The sequence below is a fragment of the Psychrobacter jeotgali genome, assembly GCF_904846315.1.
Lineage (GTDB): Bacteria > Pseudomonadota > Gammaproteobacteria > Pseudomonadales > Moraxellaceae > Psychrobacter > Psychrobacter jeotgali.
In genome coordinates this window covers 1,719,658-1,739,010 of the sequence record NZ_CAJHAF010000001.1, presented here as the reverse complement: position 1 = coordinate 1,739,010, position 19,353 = coordinate 1,719,658, and the positions used below count along the sequence as shown (strand labels likewise).

Here is a 19,353-nt window from a genome sequence, read left to right as displayed (position 1 = left end):
CAAACTATTAACCATTTTGTAACTGCTGAACTAGGCTTGTTAAGACGCTGGTGGCAAAACTGCCGGTTGGTAGGTTAAACTGTAATACCAAGGTCTGATCATCCCTCCATTCCCAAGTGAGCTTGTCAATAGGTAGTCTAAGTGCTCGCCGCTGCGCCTTCACATCACGCTGCTCTAAACCTGTAGCTAACTGAGCTAACAATGGATGTTGCTCGACGACTTGGTTCTCTAACTGAGCTGCTGAGCCTGTAACTTTATCATTGCCAATGCCCCACATGACCCCAGTAGGATGAATATCGCCGCTGGCAAGGCGGGCCCGTAAGGTGTCGTCCATATTTTCGGTAGCAAATATCGACCCTGAACCATTTAAATTAAATACCTCACCAGCAAGGCCTTTATCCCAACTACCATTACGCACACGTGCGGCTAATATCTCATTAAAGATTAAGCTACGTGCCGCGGATAGCTCCATACTATTTTGTTCTCGCGGCGCCCGCTTACGTTTACTTTTTTTAGTAGAGGTTAGCGGACGGGCAAATAATGCCAGCGCTTCTTTAATATTATTGCCACCAAATCCAAAGCGCTGAGAACCGAAGTAATTAGGCACCCCGTTATCGCTCATATATTGCAAGTGCTGCTCAAGCTGTTGTTCAGCTCCAGTAGCTAATACTAGCTCACGCAAAGTAATAATAAACTCATTAGCTTGATGAGTACCACGATTAAGCTTCTTGTTATGCCAATACTGCGCCAAAATAGTTATTGACTCATTGTCACCAATATCTATAGGAGTAAAATCGCGATTGGGCATCTGCTTCTTTGGTAGACGCAGGCTGAACCACTGTGACGTTAGCGCTTGTCTGTCTTTAAGCCCAGAGTAGCCGACATCTCGTAGAGGAATATCAGCCCATTCTGACAGCAGTTTAGCCAAATAAGCCGTATTCATACCTGACTTTTGGATATGTAGCCAAAGATGCTCACCTTCGTTAGTAAAGTCGATATCCAGCATCTCATTGACCACAAAGTCTTCCGCCTTTGACTTATAAATAGCTTGCTTTATAGGAGGCGTGATTGGCTGTGGCAACTTTGCGGTATCAGTCGCTTCGGCAAAATTAAGCATTGTAGTATCAGTAGTATCAGTAGTATCAGTAGTATCAACGGAGTCATGAGTATTTGAGGTCATAAGGCAATCTTTTTTAAATTAAGCGTTTGAGTTGAAAAGGTATGAATTTAGTAGTTTGCTGGTTTTTAATTCAATATGAACTTTGGTAGGCTAGCGCTTTTAGCCCAGCATTTGATTTTTGCAAAAGTTTAAGCATTTATAACAACATTAGACCTTTACGTTTTGCAACGAGGAAGATATACAATAAAACAGCCTAGGTTGGGTGATCTTGTTACTATCAGTATATTGATGATTTATATAAAAGCTAATAACAACCGTTAAGGATAACTTATGACTCAGATAACCGGCAATAAGATCACTATCAATAAAGCGGACATTCCCAGTGGCGGAATGAAGTCATTTAAGCAAGCTGACGATAGTATCATTTTAATCACTCGTGATGAGGATCAGTTTCAAGCATTTGATGGTAAATGTCCACATGCAGGAGCAGATTTAGGTGAGGGGCTGCGCTGTGGTAACCGCGTGGTTTGTCCTTGGCACCACGGTACTTTTGATAGCCGTGATGGGACACTATTAGAGCCTGTTGCCATGAAAGGGCTGACCCAATATCAATTGACGGACAATGGCGATAGCTTGATCGTCGATACTTCAGCTAAGATAGATAAAACGCTAGATAATGATAAGTTGAGCGATACTCATACCGTTATCGTTGGTGGCGGTGGTGCAGGTTTTATGACCGCCCAGCAACTGCGTAATATGGGCTATGGCGGTAAGATTACTTTGATTAGTAAAGATAACAAAGCGCCTTATAATCGTCCACTGCTCTCCAAGATGTTTTTGGCGGGTAAAATGGATGAGTCAAAGTTAATATTGGGTGGTTCGAGTTGGGCGGATAGACACGATATTGATCTGCGCTTAAACCAAACCGTCAGTGAGGTTCTGCCTAATGAGCGGACGATTATCATTAGTAATGATGCTGGCAATGCAGATAGTAAACTGAGCGCCGACTTTTTGGTGGTAGCTACTGGTTCTGAGCCAAAAGTGCCACCATTTAAGGGCACTGATGCCAAAGGTGTTTATACCCTTCGTAGTATGGATGATGCCAAAGCGATTAAAGAAGCTAGCGCAGGTAAGCAAGTGGTTATAGTAGGGACTGGCTTTATCGGTATGGAAACTGCGTCAGCACTAGCGCAGGCAGGTGAAACGGCTGCTATTACCGTAGTGGGCCTTAGTCAGCGAGTGATGGGCAATATTGTCTCTGAAGCAGTAAGTAATGCTTTAATCAACTTGCACGAAGAAAATGGCGTTAGCTTTGTCTTTGGTGCTGGTGTCAACGAGATCAATAGCGATGATGGTAAAGTGAGCGGCGTGACCTTATCTGATGGCCGTAGCCTTGACGCTGATATGGTCATCCTAGGGACAGGGGTGGCACCACGTACGGAATTATTAAGCGAAGTGAACGATCCTGATGGCGTACAAGTCGATGAGCATCTACAACTGCGTGATGGCGTTTATGCCTTAGGCGATATCGCCAAAGCGACCAATCAGATGGGTCGTCAGCGGATTGAGCACTGGCGTGTAGCGTTGCAGCACGGCTTGGTAACCGCTGCTGCCATCTTGGGCAAGGATGATGTCAATTCGCTAGAGGAGCGTATTCCCTTCTTTTGGACAGCGCAATATGGCAAAAGTCTACGCTATAGTGGCCATGCTGCTACCACCGACCACAGTATTTTGTTCGGTAGACCCAATGAGCTTGATTATATTGAATACTATTTCGATGATGAGGGCGAGAATACTCGAGCTAGTGCGGCCAGCTCGCTTGGACGTGATAAAGAGCTTATCGCTTTTGCTGAGCTATTACGTCGTGGCCATGCCCCCACTCGGGCGCAGATTAATAATGGCTTTGATATTATTGACCAAGCGCATGCTCTATCGCGCTAGTTTAGTAGCAAAAAATTTACAGTAATGATGGACTAATTGGTATCATTAAGGGCGGCTCTAATAGCTTTGAGCCGCCCTTTTTGTGAGTTATAAATGAAGGATCAGCGTTATTATGAATAAGAATTCTGTATTTTTACGCCAAGCTGAAGCGGATGATGTGAGCGCACTAGAGAAGCTACTGAACCATTGCTATCGCCAAGATGAAGGCTGGACAAATGAAGCCAATTTGATAGGCGGCATTCGAACTACCCAAGCTGAGCTGGCTAAAGTTATTGCTACGCCCAAACATTATGTATTTGTTTATCCAAAAACTACTACTGGCATGCGCGTAGGACAGGAGACCGGCGAGCTCTTAGGCTGTATTGCAGTTGAGATAACAACTAATGCTGATGTCAGTGAAGCTGCTACTAATGATGGTTCTAATAAGAAAGCCTATATCGGTATGTTTGCCGTTCATCCAAAGCTGCAAGGCAAAGGCGTGGGCAATATAATACTGGAAGCGGCAGAAACCTTTGCTATTCGGCATTTAGCAGCAGTTGACAGTCAAATGGTTAATCAAAACGTCAAGCAAATCAGCCGACTGACCATGTCTATTTTAAGCCATCGCCCCGAGTTGTTGGCTTACTATCAGCGCCGTGGTTATCAATTGAATGGTAACAAAATGCCATTTCCGGATGATGGCAATAATGGCGAGCCAAAGCGTCAGGATTTAGAGTTGTTAGAATTAGAGAAGATAGTTAATGTATAAAGGTTAACTTTAACTCTATCAAAATTGAATTAACCCCAAAAATGTCCAAAAGTCATAAACAGGCCGATACTAATCAATAGAAATGCTACGATAATCAGGCGTTTAAACCAGTTAAAAGCAAGCAAGCGAGTGGCATTATCATCAGACATAAGGTAAGCAAATAAGCCTATTAAACTGGCTACCAAGGTCATAATGCCCAGACCAATCGGTAAAATAAACAAGTACACCTGCCACACAGTTATCTCTCAACAGCTTAGAATACTGGCATCATAGCAGTATCGGTATTACACTGTCAGTATTAAATATTCTCATACTTTGATTATCTAGCATACGTCAACTGTCAAAGTTATTATTCAATAAACCTCCTATCCAGTACCAATGAGACTTTTATGACCAACTTAAGAAAACTAGCTTTGTTGTTGCTCTTGCCGCCTTTATTAGCGGCTTGTTCGAACGTTCCTGCCGACGATATCGTTGAGGGTTTGATCAGAGCGCAGTATGAGCAAGCCCATGGTATGACCTCTGCTGCCCATAGCAAGGTAGTCATGCCAACGCTTGAAAGCGTAAGTAATGTGAAGTGCGCCGCTGCTGAAGGTGAAGATAACTATCGCTGTGTCGCTGAGATTGTCCAGAGTAAGGATGGCAAGAGCGAAACTAAAAAGGTTAACTTTTTGGTCTATAAATATAATGGTGAATGGGCGCTGGGAGACTAAAAGGCTAGGGTAAGCTTTCACTTGAGTAAAAAAGGCTATTCCATCGAGAATAGCCTTTTTTATTAGCTTTAAATCTATCTAGCGCATAAATAATGCCTACTAGCGCTAATTAACGCATCGTCACAAACTCTTCTGAACCGGTAGGATGAATGGCGACCGTATCATCAAAGTCTGCCTTCGTTGCGCCCATCTTAATCGCTACCGCAAAGCCTTGAATCATCTCATCGACCCCATAACCAATACCGTGCAGACCGATAATTTTCTCATCATCTCCTAAGCACACCAGTTTCATCACGCATTTTTGGCGATGCTGAGTCACTGCACTATACATAGAGGTAAAGGTTGATTTATAGCATTTGATATTGTCTTTACCGTACTCTTCAACTGCATCAATCTCTGATAAGCCAATAGTGCCAATAGCCGGGTGAGTAAAAATGACCGTCGGTACTAAATCATAAACTAAATGCTCATCAGTTTTATCGTTGAACAAACGCTCAGACAGACGTCTGCCTGCCGCAATAGCTACCGGGGTCAAATCAATGCTGTTCTCGATAATATCGCCGACCGCATAAATGCCATCGACATTAGTATTTTGGAATTTATCAACTTTAATTTTACCAATTTCGGTAGTTTCTACACCCGTCACCTCCAAGTTAATATTGTCAGTGGAGGGCGCGCGCCCAATCGCCCAAATCAAGCAATCTACTGTATCAAGAGTGCCGTCTTCAGCGAATAACTCTAGACTTCCATCTTCATTCTTTTTGACTTCAGTGATTGTGGTATTGGTATGCAATTGAATACCGTCTTGTTCCATCTCTATTAGCAGGGTTTCAACGATAGTATGGTCAAAGGAGCGTAACGGTGAGTGCTGACGGACGTATAAATGCACCTCAGCGCCTAAGCTATTGAGTACGCCGGCGATTTCTACGGCGATATATCCGGCTCCGGCGATAGCGACACGTTTTGGCAGATGATTCAATTCAAAAAACCCATCGGAATCGATACCGTATTCTGCACCTGGGACGTCAGGGAAAATAGGATGACCGCCGGTAGCGATTAAAATATGGTCGGCGGTAATGAGCTCGCCATTGACTTCTACGGTATTAGTATCGACAAACTTAGCAAAGCCTTTTATCACTTCAACGCCATTTTTGGCTAAGTTATTGTCGTAGGAGCGGTGAATGTTTTCAATATACTGCTGACGGCTTTGTACTAGCTTTTGATAATCAAAGCCTTTTAATTCTACATCAAAGCCATAATCTGGCGCATATTTCTCAATCGCTTCGGCTACTTGTGCGCCGTACCACATCACCTTTTTGGGCACGCAGCCCCAGTTGACGCAGGTGCCGCCTAATTGTTCGGCTTCGATAATGGCGCATTTTTTACCATAAGTCGCTGCTCTATTGATAGAGGCAATGCCGCCGCTACCGCCGCCAATGGAAATATAATCATAATGTTTGGTCATTTTTACGTCTCTTTCTTTATTAAGTTCTTATCAGTGTGATTTTGTACCCTATAGTAATGGGTATCATAATAAATCTTACAAGTTTTTTCATCCTTAAGACGTATAACATCAGTACAGTGTATAGTTAAGCAAAAGTAGAAGCATAGTCCTTCACTTACACAATAGGACGACGTCTATAGAATAACAGTCCCGGAATGGACAAGCCTAGCACCAATCCTAATGTCACAAATAAAGCTTCAAACAAATAGACCATCATTTGGCTAAACAGCTCATCCGAGAAGCCAAAATACCCAATCTGCACCATGCTCACCATCGCCTTATAAGCCGAGATGCCCGGCATCATACAAATGACACTGGGCGAGATAAGGGCTTTGGGCGGTAGGGTGTATTTCCTAGAAAAATAAACCCCCAAAAAGCTGGCGAGCATTGCGCCAAAAAAACTGGCTATTACCAGATGTATATGTTGATAAACCAGCGCCGTTTTTAGTCCGAACCCGAAAGCGGTCATCAGCAAACAAGGCAAAATATACCTTTTGGGCACGGTGAACATCAGCGTCCAACCGAGTGTAATGATGCAGGCCAGCGCAATGGTTTCGATAAACCACATCTCAAAATCCCCAATGCTGTATTTGCAGTAACACCAGCGCCATCACAATGCCAACGCAGGCGGACAAGGTCAGCATATAAGTAAACACAGCACGCCCAATCCCAATATTGACATAGCCTTTTAGGATATCTGATAAAGAATTAATCAGGGGAAAGCTTGGCACTAGCAATAGTACGCTGGAGGCAACGGCGATATCCCCATTATTACCAATATCAAAATAATAGGTGGTCGCCCCAATTAAAGAGGCGATAAAAGCGGTCATAATAACCGTGATAAAGGGATTAAAGTGGAATTTGGACAGATAAATACGCGTGAGCATCGCCACCATGCCAGCGATAAAGGTCACAGCGGTAATCGACAAACTGCCACCATTCAGATAAGCAAAAGCGGCGCAAGAGGTGCCAACAAACACCCCCACCAGCCATTTGGAATAAACTGTCTTATCCAACCCATCAAACGCCAGGGTAGTAAGTTCAGTCAGCTTGCCATTGTCTACAGCCGCTTCAGTTCTATTGACGATTTGCTGAATTTGCACCAATAAATTGACATTGATACTCTGATTAATGGTGTCCCGAGTGGTGGTGATACAGCGTTCATCACAGATGGTCGTCAAGGTAATAGCATTAAAATTAAGCGAACATTCTACGCTACTCATCCCCAACGCGAATCCCAAACGCTTTGACAAGTCAACCACCACAGCCGCCTCAGCGCCATATTGCATAAGGAGCAATCCGCAGCGTACACATAATCGAGTAATGTGCTGCTGCTGTACGTAGCTGATAGAGGTCATGGGTTAATACACATATCGGTTATCAATGTCATTAGCTTGAGTGGTTATCAGATGCTTGGCAATGCTTAGCTATAGTCGCCTACGCAAAAAGCCTGCTTGATGATAACATGAAGCATCAATAACATTAATGTCAATAAAGAAAAAAGGAAAATGAAATGCATATTGCTATCTTGACTCTGACATTCTCTTTGCCCGGATGCAGCTCATTAAAAGAAAAACGCCAACGTATGGGCGGCTTGCACGCGCGTTTTGGCAATAATCCAAGCGTTGCCGTGTGCGAGAGCGGTGAGCGCGATCGGCATGACGCCAGCGAATGGACATTTGTGATTGTCGGACTGTCCAAACGTGAGGTTGAGTCGCAATGTAGTCAAATAGAGGAGAAGATAGAACGGACTGTAGATGGACGGATAATGAATGTTGAGCGGGAGTTTATTTAGGGGGAGTGGTTTTATATCCTAGCATTCAAAACCCTATCAAGCAAAATCAAGGCTGATTTCAACGCCTAAATTAGCATTAATGTTCACCAATGCATCTAGGCTAAACTTGCTAATTTTACCTTGTAATAAGTCATTAAGACGAGGTTGTGTAATTCCGCAAAGCTTGGCAATCTCGCTTTGAGTGCCCGGTGTTTGTTTAATAATATCTGTAATATGATGCATAAGTTCAGCACGCAATTTTAGATTAGCGCTTTGAGTAGGAGTATCACATAAGGCGTCAAATGCAGAGGTGTATTTAGTCATCTTTTAAATCCTGTATGAGTGATTTAAGTCTTAATTTTGCAAGATTAATATCAGATTGAGGCGTCTTTTGAGTTTTTTTGGTAAAAGCATGGAGTACGTAAACAGTATCAGCAAATTTTGCAGTATAAATAACTCGATAAATACCATTACTGTCTTTTAGACGAATTTCTACGACACTGCTTCCTATACTGCTCATAGGTTTGTAGTTGTCAGGCATATCACCTATTTGTACTTTGTGTAATTGATAGCCTGTATCTTGTTTAATGTCATCAGGGAACGAGCGAACGTCTTCTAATGAGGTGCCTAAAAACTCAATATCTTTCATATCTGCCCCTGTCATTATTAGACAATTATATCAGTACTGATATAAAGCTAACAGGTTTTTTTGATTTGTTTTAACAACACCCTATAACCCCCGAAGCGCCCGCGTTGCATCATCAAAAGCCACTTTTGCGTCTTCAATCTCCCCTGCAAAAAGCGGAAATAGATGCGGCAGGGTTTCATAGACTTTAAGCTCAGTCTCTACGCCCGCCTCTTTAAGCTTATCCGCATAAGCAATGCCTTCATCACGTAGTGGATCAAATCCGGCTACTAAAATAACGGCAGGCGCAACGCCTTTAACCTCTCCAAATATCGGCGACGCCATTGGGTTGGTTTTATCGGCTTCATCATCTATATAATACTCAGTGAACCAGCGCATTTTTGAGCGCTCCAAAAAGAACCCTGTAGCAAATAACTCATAAGATTCACGCTCACGGCTCATGTCGACCCAAGGTACCCATAATAATTGCAGCTTTGGCGGATGAGTATCGCCTTTAGTTTGCTGCGCCACGACAGCGGCTAAGTTGCCGCCTGCGCTATCACCGCCAACCGCTAAACGATTTGCATCAACGCCAAATTTGTCGGCATTATTGACGATATAGTGGAAAGCGGCCAGCCCATCGTTGACAGGAGTAGGGAAAGAGTGCTCAGGTGTGCGGCGGTAATCTACTGCGATAACGGTGCAATTGCCATCAGATGCTAACTGCTGACAAACCAAATCGTGGGATTCAAGCGAGCCGCCGACATAACCACCACCATGATAAAAGACCAAAGCCGGTTGATTATTTTTGCCAGCGTTTCGATGACGATAACGACGCAAGCGAATGTTATCACCGCCCGATACGTCAAGTGTAAATTCATCAGTAATAATGTCTTTGTTATCAGGCTGCGCCAGCAAAGCGCTTTGCGTGTTCATCATGGCACGAGTGGCTGCCACACTTGCTACTTGATTGGGTGGTGGGCCAAATAGCTTTAATAGCACTTGTAGCGACAAATCAAAAGTTTGTCCGTCTATAGTGATAGGCTTGCCAGCGATTTTTTGTAGAATAGGTTTGGGTAGATTAACTATTCTTTTAATGATGATTTTTTGTGCTTTAAAGGCGAGTTTTTTTAGCTTTGGGTGGTTTTTGATTTTCATAAGATATCCTTATCTTGATTAATAATGATAAACAATTACGCTTCAATTAGGTGTTAAAGCCATACTAAATCTTTTTTGAGCTTGTTTAGGATGGTTTCTACTGCAATTCATCGGGCAGTAATCGCGGTAGAAACCATTAAAAGAAACAAATTGAAGTCTCAATTCTATGCAAGGCAGTATCAAAAGGATATTAATGTTTATTTAAATAAAACCTACGCAATACGGGTCATTTGCGTCATTTTTGAGTCATCAATCATATCTTTTGTCACCTTCATAAAGTTTTGAAAATGCTCGCTTCGTCCATGCTGCTCCATTAGCTCCTGATTTTCCCAAACTTCATAAGTAATAAAGTTATTTAGATTTTCATTATCTTGATGGATATTATAATAAATGGCACCTTGCTCGGTTTGTGACGCTTTGGCGAGTTTGAGCAGCTCAGACTTGAGAGCTTCGGCGTGCTCAGGTTTGGCATTGATGTTGGCTACAAGGGTGATGGCTTGTTTTTCTCGGGTGTTCATAAGTACTTCCTATGGTTGAATATTATAATTAATTAAATATTATAGCGATTGTAATAAATCTTGCGTTTGATGGTTAAGCTCGGCAATGGCGTCTTTATTCAAAGCATCAGCATGTGGTTGTCCGAATTCGCCTCTGGCATCGCCATGCGCGCCATCTTTGATGTCATTGTCAAAATACTTACCCGTATCATCAGCGAACTCATCTGAGATGGCAAGCTCAGTTAGGATGTTCGCGCCTTTATCTGCCGATGACCAATATTTTCCATAAGCCTCATCGACCATTTTGGTATTGAGTAGCGAGCCTGGATTGACCGCGATGACGTTGATATCATCGTCTGCGACGGTATCTGCTAAGTCCATACTCCACATCGTAAGCGCTAGCTTGCTTTGCGCATAGGCTGCTTGGTCATCGAGACGCTCGTTGCCTGCAAATGCTTGATAGGATATTGGTGCTTGCGCCGCTGAGCTTAAATTCACGATACGCGCTTTATTAGATTTTTTAAGCAGTGGTAATAAGGCGTTGGTCAACACGTAAGGCGCTAAATAATTGACGACGAAACGTATGTCCAATCCGTCTTTGGTCACGGGTGAGCCAGTGGTATAAATCCCAGCGTTGTTGATGAGCACATCAAGCTTTGCCAGCTTATTGCTTACTTCTGCTGCCATGTCACGTACCGCATTTAAATCTGAAAAATCAGCCACAAACCCATCAATATAGTCTACCGCTGCGCCAGTCGCTACTGCTTTGATCTCCGCAATGACGCTATCAAGCTTGTCGGCGTCTCTGCCATGCAAGTACACGTGATGTCCCGCTTTTGCTAAATTTAAAGCGGCAAGTTTACCAAGACCATCCGTGCTGCCAGTAATTAAAATAGTTTTTGTCATCAGTCATCCTTATATTTTCAGTTATTATTTAGATTTTGGATGGGTTCTATTTTATCGGTCGTCATGCTGCTGATTGTAATGAAAGTGTTGTGATTGGGAAGGAGGCTGTAATTGGAAAGGGTAAAGGGTGCGTAGAACGCACCCTTGTATCTCGACTAGATGATAACTTCATCGAAGCTTGCTACACTTTATCATCTAATCACGAGCATTGTGAGCGTGAGCGCACCCTTAGTGCTTAGACACTGTGACGTAGATAACGCCCAATGCTCATTCTTTCATCTTCATATTCTGAATGGTATCCAAGTGCCTCTTTGAGTGACACTGCATGAACAAGGGAAGATAATAAGATGACCCATTATATCGGTATCGATGTTAGTAAAGCGAAACTTGATTTAGCTTGGATTAGAGACATCGACAAACTTAAAGTTAAAACCAAAGTCTTTAAAAATGATCATAAAGACTTTGCCCGCATCATTGACTGGCTTAAATCCAACGTCACTGATGACTTAAGTGATATTCACATCACAGTAGAGGCCACAGGCGTCTATCATGAGACCCTCGCTTACTACTTACATGATCAAGGTCTTAATATCAGTATCGTCAATCCTGCTTTCGTCAGAAGCTATGCTGATAGCTTAGGTAGCCGTCATAAGACCGACAAGAAGGATAGTGTGTTATTAGCCCGCTATGCTTATAGCATCAAACCTGATTTATGGACACCGCCGCCTGCTGAAGCGCGGCATTTAAAGTCTCTAATCAAACGCTTAGACGCTCTGCAGGAAGATCTGCAGCGTGAGCAAAATCGCCAAGAAAAAGCAGACGCTACCGATACGGCGCCTATCGTTACCGCATCTATTGAGCAGATGATTGCCGCTTTGCAAGAAGCTATTGCTAAGCTAAACGCTGACATTGATGATCATATCGATCGTCATCCTACTCTTAAGCAAGACCAAGAGCTGCTTAAGAGTATCAAAGGCGTTGGCACGGTCACCTCAAGACAGATGCTAACGCTTATGCACAATAAAAGCTTTACTAAAGCCTCACAAGCGGCTGCCTTCTTAGGACTGATACCCAAACAAGTACAGTCCGGTCAGTTCAGAGGTAAAACTCGCTTGGCTAAAAACGGTTCTAGTGATATTAGAGCCAAGCTCTACATGGCAGCGGTGGTGTCAACCAAACATAACCCTGATATCAAAGCGCAGTATGAGCGTCTGCTTGCAAACGGTAAATGTAAGATGCAGGCTATCTGTGCCGCCATGAGACCATCCCAGATTCTGTGTAACTGCCATTTAGATTAAATGCTTACTGATACGGTCATCAAACATAATCATAAAACGATTCAGAGCAGACGTCCAGTTACGGATTGGCATCGACCACTTTTTAGACGCCTGCTGGGTTGCTAAGTACACCACTTTGAATGCTGCCTGATCAGATGGGAACACCTTACGCTTATTCACCGCTGTCCGAATCACGCTGTTTAAAGACTCAATAGCATTGGTGGTATAAATGGCTTTTCTGATGTCTTTCGGGTACTCAAAGAACACCGTTAAGCCCTCCCAGTTATTACGCCAAGACTTGACCACATGTGGGTACTTATCACCCCACACCTCATCAAAGTGCTCAAGGTTGGCCTCTGCTATCTCAAGCGTATCAGCGCCGTAGATGGCCTTTAAATCAGCCGCTACGGCCTTCTTATCCGTCCAGGGTACGAACTTCATTGAATAGCGCACCATGTGTACGATACACAGCTGAACCTGTGCTTTAGGGTAAACCGTATTGATAGCATCAGGGAAGCCCTTTAAGCCATCGACACAGGCAATGAGTATATCTTGTACCCCGCGGTTTTGTAGCTCAGTGAGTACGCCAAGCCAGAACTTAGCGCCTTCATTCTCTGAGAGCCACATACCAAGCAGCTCTTTTTTACCATCAAGAGCAACACCTAGCGCTAAGTAAATGGCTTTGTTGATAATCTGCTTATCTTGACGTACTTTGACGACAATGCAGTCTAGATAGACAATAGGATAAACGCTGCTCAATGGCCGGTTCTGCCAAGCGGTGATGTCCTCTATGATGTTGTCAGTGACTCTTGAAACCAAGCTGCTTGAAATGTCGACATCGTAGAGCTCTTTAATGCTCTCTACGATCTCAGTGGTGGTTTGACCCTTGGCGTAAAGGAATATGATTTTATCATCGAGACCTGAGATACGGGTTTGATGCTTACTAACGAGTACAGGCTCAAAGCTGCTATCACGGTCTCTTGGGGTAGAGATTTCAAGATCGCCTGTGTCACTGCGGACGGTCTTTTTAGTGTGTCCATTGCGCTTGTTTGGTTTATCCGCCTTTTCATGCTTGGGATAGCCGAGATGGTCTTCCATTTCAGCCTCTAAGGCAGTATCGATAAAGGATTGCATGAGCTGCTTTTGGAAGTCTTTGATGTCATCGAAGCTTTTCATGCTACCAGCCATTTGCTCGGCCAGTTTTTTAAGGTCAGATTGAGTAGTCATTGCTTATTCTCCGGTTAGTGGATTATAAGCAGTTACAAAGTTTTTAGGAAACTCCCGCCGCCATGCGTAAATTAGTACATATCTGCTTTGGTGTGTTAAAACACCAAATGCCTTATCAGCCTCAAACAGCGAAAATCGCTGCTTGATTCTGGTTCGGCAAGATGGTATCTACTAACTGAATAAATCATAAACAACATTTCTTATATTTTTTTCCACTACCGCAAGAGCATTTTTCGTTTCTTCCTATTTTTTTAGGCATAATTCTCGTTTTAGGATTGAAAGTTGATAGAGGTTTTGCCATGTGGGAAGTGGCTTGTTCCATCTCTCGCGAATACTCCCAAGGGAAATCGAGCTTCATACCAAATCTAATATTTTTTGTATTTGGATCAATACAGATAGCATGCCATTTTTTAGATTTTGTATAATATTTTCTTCTTCTAGCATGGTCTTCTAACCTTGCTTTAGCAATATTATAGTCATCGTAGTTACAATGAATTGTTAAACCTTCACCATTGCCATGTTCAAATCCAATTGTAAAATCATGATTTTTGCCATCAGCTAAGCTTTTACTGCAAATCAAATCAACCGTTTTATTAATTTGCTGAATTGATTGCTGATTAATTGTTAATAGTAAGAATCCAAAATCTAATGTATTAGAATTATGCATTTTTTCAATATCAGAAATATACTTTCCAACTGTAGTACCCTGATATTTTGTAAGTATTCCTTTTGGAGTCTGGATAGAGTTCAAACCGTCCCTTCTGGTCAACATTGAAATATCTAGCTCAGCATTAAAATCATCTCCTATATGGATCAGGCTCATTTCATTATCAAACCACAAGTTGTTTTTTAAATGATATGCAAGTATGGTCATTTCATGAGATGCTGTTATTCTTTGTGAGTAATTTGTTCTTCTATTCAAATAGCTCAAAAAATATAATGGTGTATTGAGCATTTCAGCAAAAACATCTAGAAAGAAAACATCCATAATGAAAGGAGCTCTAATGATGTCGGTTTTTTTAAATTCTAAGAATTGTTTAGCTTGAAAGAATAGAGCAGGGTAGTGGTCTGATACAATACATACGGGATACACTTCTTGAAATTCGATATTTGAAATATCTATACTGCGACCATCTTTATCTTCAAGTTCATAACTTTTATTTACTAGGAGTTCAGAGCATAAATAAGCTTGGTCATACGAATCTTGAACAGCTTTCTTAAAGTCATTTTTTATAGCTAAATCATTACCTTTTCTGGATTCTAGCGTAAGCTTCTTAGATTTAGCTTGCAGAACAATAGCCCTGTTTGCAAATAAAACTAAAACATCTATTTCTCCAGCAATTACCCCTTTTTTTTCAAGAATATTTACACCTTGGAAAACTCTACTATTCCCAAAAACACTTCTTAGCCTACTCACTGAAAAATCTTCCGTAAAGTTGCCTCGATTCGTCATTGCGATACTACGATAAGATTCATCATCCCAGAACCAAAAGAAAGGAGACTCATACAATGCTTCTAACAAACTATAGTTTTGAAAAAGAAGATAACTACTCTCATCTAGCTTTATAATTGGAAATGCGTTTTTTTGGTTAAAATCGTCAAGCCTTTTGAATTTGTAGTCATCAATTGATACAAAAGACTCAATTACCTTTCTTATTGAAGGTTTAGACAAAGATATGGATAACTCAGTTTCTATCTCATCTATTGTGAATGTATATGCATCTAAAACTGTCCATTCGTCAGGATGTTTTTGCAAAACCTTAGATAGTATATTGTTAACCTTTTTAAGTTGTAACGAACCAATAGATTCAACAATGAAGAATAACTCATCCAGTGAATAGCCTCTGTTTTTTATTATCCAATCTTCATCATGTTTATATTTTAACTCCGATAAATCTCTATATTGAAAATGATAGGCTGACTCGCCTCCATAAAATATAGGTTCTCTTAAAAAAACACCTTTATCAAGGGGATTATAGCTTTTATCTGGTTGATTGTTAGCGTCTAATTTAAACATATCTGAAATATCAGGTATCATTGAATGATGGAGTTCTAAAAGCAAAGCTTCTGTCTTCTCTATATACTCTTGCATTTTAGCAGGAGTTGGTAAATTTACATTTAATTCAGCTGTACATGCCAAACCGATTAATGTAGATATCTCAATCCGTAATAGTCTATCCGTACCATACTGTTCTAGAAAGTCTTCCTTCTGTATTTCTTCGCCACATCGTACAGTGTTATCTCTAAAACAAAAGTATGCAATAGTATGTAGATATCCATCAGACTGGCATAATAATTTTAAATCGCTAAAGACTTCCGCTTCTGTTCTTTTATCATCTTTACTAAACATTTTCATCCTTTACATTTGTCTGTATATAGTCGAATTTAACATAGTATATTACTTCCAGACTAATATTTATCATCTAGAATTTAAATTTATTCATTATATCCATCCAACAAAAAAGGCCACCCCAAAAGAGTGACCTTTAAATCAAAACCAAACAATTAACTTACTAACTCGCCTCAGACATCGCCTGCTCCAAAACCGGCTTCAAGAACTCACCCGTAAACGAGCCTTCAACCTCCGCCACTTCCTCCGGCGTACCTTCCGCGATAATCATGCCGCCACCTTTGCCGCCTTCAGGGCCAAGATCGATAACCCAGTCCGCAGTTTTGATAACGTCCAAGTTATGCTCGATAACGACGATGGTATTGCCTTTATCGCGTAGGGCATGCAGGATATTGAGTAGTTTATCGATATCATGGAAATGCAAACCTGTGGTGGGCTCATCCAAGATATACAGCGTTTGTCCCGTGTCACGCTTGGCAAGCTCGCGTGCCAGTTTCACCCGCTGCGCTTCACCGCCGGATAGGGTAGGCGCAGATTGACCGAGGCGAATATAGCTGAGACCCACATCCATCAGCGCTTGCAAACGGCGATGAATGGCAGGAATAGCAGAGAAGAATTCGGTCGCATCTTCAACCGTCATGTCTAACACTTCGGCGATAGTCTTGCCTTTATAATAAATCTCAAGGGTCTCACGGTTGTAGCGCTTGCCATCACAGCTATCACAGGGTACGTACATATCGGGCAAGAAATGCATCTCAACCTTAATAAGTCCATCACCTTGGCAAGTCTCACAGCGTCCACCTTTAACGTTGAAGCTAAAGCGACCGGGCTTGTAACCACGAGCACGTGCTTCTTGGGTTTGGGCGAACATCTCACGCACGGGCGTAAACACCCCAGTATAAGTGGCTGGATTAGAGCGCGGCGTACGACCAATCGGGCTTTGGTCGATATCGACCATTTTATCCAAATGCTCAAGACCACTGATGCTCTCATGTTTATCGGCGATTAAGGTTGAGGCATTATTCAATTGAGTAGCCGCTATGGGCATTAAAGTACGGTTAATCAAGGTTGATTTACCAGAGCCTGATACCCCAGTAATACAAGTCATGATGCCAACCGGTAGACTCAAATCAACGTTTTTTAAGTTGTTGCCTGAGGCACCTTTAAGCTCAATACTCATCGGTACTTTTTTCGATTTAGCTTTGCCCTTACCTTCGACTTCTAGCGTTTTCGCTTTATGTCGAATTTTAGGGATGTTTATTTGCTTTTTACCAGACATATACTGTCCAGTTAGGGAGTCTTTAGTAGCCATAATCTCCTCAACTGTACCTTGAGCGATGATATGACCACCGTGCACCCCAGCGCCGACACCTATATCAATCACGTGATCGGCTTGGCGAATGGCATCTTCGTCATGTTCAACGACCAGTACCGTATTACCTAAGTCACGCAGGCGCGTTAAGGTTTTAAGCAGACGATCATTGTCACGTTGATGTAGGCCAATGGAGGGCTCATCGAGCACATACATTACACCCATCAGACCGGCACCGATTTGGCTAGCCAGACGAATACGTTGGGCTTCACCACCTGATAAGGTTTCAGCTGAGCGCGCCAATGACAGATAGTCAAGTCCGACGCTGACAAGGAAGTTTAGGCGCTCATTAATCTCTTTAAAGATTTTCTCGGCAACCTCGCCTTTGTGACCGCTGATTTTAAGGCTTTTATAATAGTCAGCCGCATCGCCAATCGATAACTTGACGATATCAGCGATGGTTTGTTCATCGACACGTACATTGCGTGATATCTTATTCAAACGTGCGCCATCACAGACGTTACACGTGGTATCGGCTAGATATTTTGCTAGCTCATCACGCACGAGGTTGCTTTGAGTCTTGGCATAACGGCGCTCAAGATAAGGTAGTACACCTTCAAAAGGCACGGTTTTATTAGTCTTACGACCACGTTCATCAGTGAAGTTAAAGGTCAGTTTCTCTTTGCCTGAACCTTGCATGATTAAGTCTTGCTGCGCTTTGGGCAGCTCCGTCCACGGCGCATCCATATCAATATTGAAATGATTACAAACAGTAGATAGCAGACCAAAATAATAAGCATGGCGCTTATCCCAACCATTGATCGCCCCTTGATTAAGCGACTTTTCATGGTGGGTAATGAGCTTTTCCGCAGAGAAATACTGGCGTTTTCCTAGTCCATCACAACTTGGACAGGCGCCGTATGGATTGTTAAAACTAAACATCCGCGGCTCAAGCTCGGACACCGCCCGATCACAAACCGGGCAGCTATGCTTAGCTGACATCACTTGATTATCATCGCCACCTTCTTTAGGATTGCCATCCATAAAGTGCAGCGTGACAATACCTTGACCCAAGCGTAGCGCAGTCTCCAAACTTTCAGCGACCCGATTACCTAAATCATCACGCACTTTGAAGCGGTCGACCACCACCTCAATAGTATGCTTTTTCTTTTTATCGAGCGTTGGCAGCTCGTCGGTATCATAGACATGACCATCGACGCGTACACGTACAAATCCTTGCCCAATTAGCTGTTCAAGCAGCACTGTATGCTCACCTTTACGCTCACGAATGACCGGCGCTAATATCATTAGCTTGGTCTCATCTGGCAATGCCATGATTTGATCGACCATTTCAGTGACCGACTGTGCGACCATCGGTTCGCCATGCTCGGGACAGTAGGGGGTACCAATACGTGCATAGAGCAGGCGCAGATAATCATAAATCTCAGTAATCGTCCCCACAGTGGAGCGCGGGTTATGGTTGGTCGATTTTTGCTCAATAGCAATCGCTGGTGATAAGCCTTCGATACTATCAACTTCTGGTTTTTCCATCTGTGATAAGAACTGACGTGCGTAAGCGGACAGACTCTCGACGTAACGACGTTGTCCTTCGGCATACAGCGTATCAAATGCTAATGATGATTTACCAGAGCCTGATAAACCAGTAATTACCACAAATTTATCCCGTGGAATATCTAAGTCGATGTTTTTTAGATTATGAGTACGGGCACCGCGAATCTTAATATGCTCATTTGCCATCGGTTACAGGTTTCCTATTTGCTAAAAGGGGGTTTAAAATAAATAATTAACAGGTTATAAAGTATGGAAAGTCAAAGTCATTAAAGGAATGCTAAATAAATGATCTATCGAATAAGGGGTCAAAAATAGGGCAGTTTTGATTAATAATAGTTTTTGCAAAGTAGCTGAAGTTATATAGAAGTCTATCAATCCCTGTCTGTATCTAGGTTCGATTTTTATTTTATCTATAACCACTGTGGTTTATCATTTCTGTCTCGCCTCAGCTATCGTTTGATTCTCTAATACTCTTTGCAACGACTTACTTTATTGTCATGACTGAGGCATTATTCAAGGTATAAATGGCTATTAGATGCACTTGGTAACAAATTTTTGAGTGATGGTATGATACTGGATACTTACAGATAAAGGTCTGGCGAAAGTAGATTAAAGGATAAAAGGTTCGG

The 19,353-nt window shown here is 42.4% G+C and carries 18 protein-coding genes; 5 read left to right on the top strand and 13 right to left on the bottom strand.

The window, feature by feature from the left end; translation table 11 throughout:
• Positions 1 to 7: 7 nt before the first annotated feature.
• Complete coding sequence (gene truD / locus JMX18_RS06995; protein ID WP_265088817.1) at positions 8 to 1,180, bottom strand: tRNA pseudouridine(13) synthase TruD; 1,173 nt, start codon at positions 1,178 to 1,180, stop codon at positions 8 to 10.
• A gap of 270 nt (positions 1,181 to 1,450) precedes the next feature.
• Here truD and JMX18_RS06990 point away from each other — a divergent pair, with 270 nt between their 5' ends.
• Both JMX18_RS06990 and JMX18_RS06985 read left to right on the top strand, forming a co-directional pair.
• Positions 1,451 to 3,061: an FAD-dependent oxidoreductase gene (locus JMX18_RS06990; RefSeq protein ID WP_201586292.1), complete on the top strand. Its 1,611-nt coding sequence runs from the start codon at positions 1,451 to 1,453 to the stop codon at positions 3,059 to 3,061.
• 112 nt (positions 3,062 to 3,173) lie between these two features.
• Complete coding sequence (locus JMX18_RS06985; protein ID WP_201586285.1) at positions 3,174 to 3,809, top strand: GNAT family N-acetyltransferase; 636 nt, start codon at positions 3,174 to 3,176, stop codon at positions 3,807 to 3,809.
• A 29-nt stretch (positions 3,810 to 3,838) separates the two neighbouring features.
• Here JMX18_RS06985 and JMX18_RS06980 read toward each other — a convergent pair whose 3' ends face one another.
• Positions 3,839 to 4,036: a hypothetical protein gene (locus JMX18_RS06980; RefSeq protein WP_227674696.1), complete on the bottom strand. Its 198-nt coding sequence runs from the start codon at positions 4,034 to 4,036 to the stop codon at positions 3,839 to 3,841.
• 162 nt (positions 4,037 to 4,198) lie between these two features.
• Between JMX18_RS06980 and JMX18_RS06975 the strand changes: the two genes are divergently transcribed.
• Positions 4,199 to 4,522 (top strand): hypothetical protein, encoded by a 324-nt coding sequence (locus JMX18_RS06975; RefSeq protein WP_201586277.1) that lies wholly within the window; start codon positions 4,199 to 4,201, stop codon positions 4,520 to 4,522.
• 109 nt (positions 4,523 to 4,631) lie between these two features.
• Here JMX18_RS06975 and gorA read toward each other — a convergent pair whose 3' ends face one another.
• The 3 genes from gorA to JMX18_RS06960 all read right to left on the bottom strand — a co-directional run bounded on the left by gorA (position 4,632) and on the right by JMX18_RS06960 (position 7,384).
• On the bottom strand, positions 4,632 to 5,987 hold the full coding sequence (gorA, locus tag JMX18_RS06970; protein ID WP_201586266.1) for a glutathione-disulfide reductase: 1,356 nt from the start codon (positions 5,985 to 5,987) through the stop codon (positions 4,632 to 4,634).
• A gap of 154 nt (positions 5,988 to 6,141) precedes the next feature.
• A complete protein-coding gene (locus JMX18_RS06965) occupies positions 6,142 to 6,594 on the bottom strand; it encodes a threonine/serine exporter family protein (protein WP_201586263.1) in 453 nt (150 codons plus the stop codon).
• 1 nt (position 6,595) lies between these two features.
• Positions 6,596 to 7,384 (bottom strand): threonine/serine exporter family protein, encoded by a 789-nt coding sequence (locus JMX18_RS06960; protein WP_201586248.1) that lies wholly within the window; start codon positions 7,382 to 7,384, stop codon positions 6,596 to 6,598.
• Positions 7,385 to 7,539: 155 nt separating this feature from the next.
• Between JMX18_RS06960 and JMX18_RS06955 the strand changes: the two genes are divergently transcribed.
• Positions 7,540 to 7,821, top strand: a complete 282-nt coding sequence (locus JMX18_RS06955; RefSeq protein WP_201586246.1) for a DUF503 domain-containing protein — start codon at positions 7,540 to 7,542, stop codon at positions 7,819 to 7,821.
• 36 nt (positions 7,822 to 7,857) lie between these two features.
• On the opposite strand, the gene JMX18_RS06950 is transcribed toward JMX18_RS06955, so the two are convergent.
• From JMX18_RS06950 to JMX18_RS06930, 5 genes are all read right to left on the bottom strand, one after another.
• Entirely contained in the window at positions 7,858 to 8,124 is a 267-nt protein-coding gene (locus JMX18_RS06950; RefSeq protein WP_201586244.1) for a helix-turn-helix domain-containing protein, read from the bottom strand.
• Entirely contained in the window at positions 8,117 to 8,449 is a 333-nt protein-coding gene (locus tag JMX18_RS06945; RefSeq protein ID WP_227674588.1) for a type II toxin-antitoxin system RelE/ParE family toxin, read from the bottom strand. Before JMX18_RS06945 ends, JMX18_RS06950 begins: the two co-directional genes overlap by 8 nt.
• A gap of 81 nt (positions 8,450 to 8,530) precedes the next feature.
• Positions 8,531 to 9,583, bottom strand: a complete 1,053-nt coding sequence (locus JMX18_RS06940) for an alpha/beta hydrolase (RefSeq protein ID WP_201586233.1) — start codon at positions 9,581 to 9,583, stop codon at positions 8,531 to 8,533.
• A gap of 212 nt (positions 9,584 to 9,795) precedes the next feature.
• Positions 9,796 to 10,101, bottom strand: a complete 306-nt coding sequence (locus tag JMX18_RS06935) for a putative quinol monooxygenase (protein ID WP_201586231.1) — start codon at positions 10,099 to 10,101, stop codon at positions 9,796 to 9,798.
• A 39-nt stretch (positions 10,102 to 10,140) separates the two neighbouring features.
• Positions 10,141 to 10,986: an SDR family NAD(P)-dependent oxidoreductase gene (locus JMX18_RS06930; protein ID WP_201586229.1), complete on the bottom strand. Its 846-nt coding sequence runs from the start codon at positions 10,984 to 10,986 to the stop codon at positions 10,141 to 10,143.
• Between the two features lie 347 nt (positions 10,987 to 11,333).
• Here JMX18_RS06930 and JMX18_RS06925 point away from each other — a divergent pair, with 347 nt between their 5' ends.
• The gene (locus tag JMX18_RS06925; RefSeq protein WP_201586217.1) at positions 11,334 to 12,284 is read left to right on the top strand and encodes an IS110 family RNA-guided transposase; all 951 of its coding nucleotides are present in this window, start codon (positions 11,334 to 11,336) and stop codon (positions 12,282 to 12,284) included.
• Here JMX18_RS06925 and JMX18_RS06920 read toward each other — a convergent pair.
• The 3 genes from JMX18_RS06920 to uvrA all read right to left on the bottom strand — a co-directional run bounded on the left by JMX18_RS06920 (position 12,276) and on the right by uvrA (position 18,910).
• The gene (locus tag JMX18_RS06920) at positions 12,276 to 13,490 is read right to left on the bottom strand and encodes an IS256 family transposase (RefSeq protein WP_201586215.1); all 1,215 of its coding nucleotides are present in this window, start codon (positions 13,488 to 13,490) and stop codon (positions 12,276 to 12,278) included. The genes JMX18_RS06925 and JMX18_RS06920 overlap by 9 nt on opposite strands.
• 184 nt (positions 13,491 to 13,674) lie before the next feature.
• Positions 13,675 to 15,840, bottom strand: a complete 2,166-nt coding sequence (locus tag JMX18_RS06915; RefSeq protein ID WP_201586212.1) for an SEC-C metal-binding domain-containing protein — start codon at positions 15,838 to 15,840, stop codon at positions 13,675 to 13,677.
• 163 nt (positions 15,841 to 16,003) lie between these two features.
• Entirely contained in the window at positions 16,004 to 18,910 is a 2,907-nt protein-coding gene (uvrA, locus tag JMX18_RS06910; RefSeq protein WP_201586209.1) for an excinuclease ABC subunit UvrA, read from the bottom strand.
• Positions 18,911 to 19,353 lie beyond the last annotated feature (443 nt).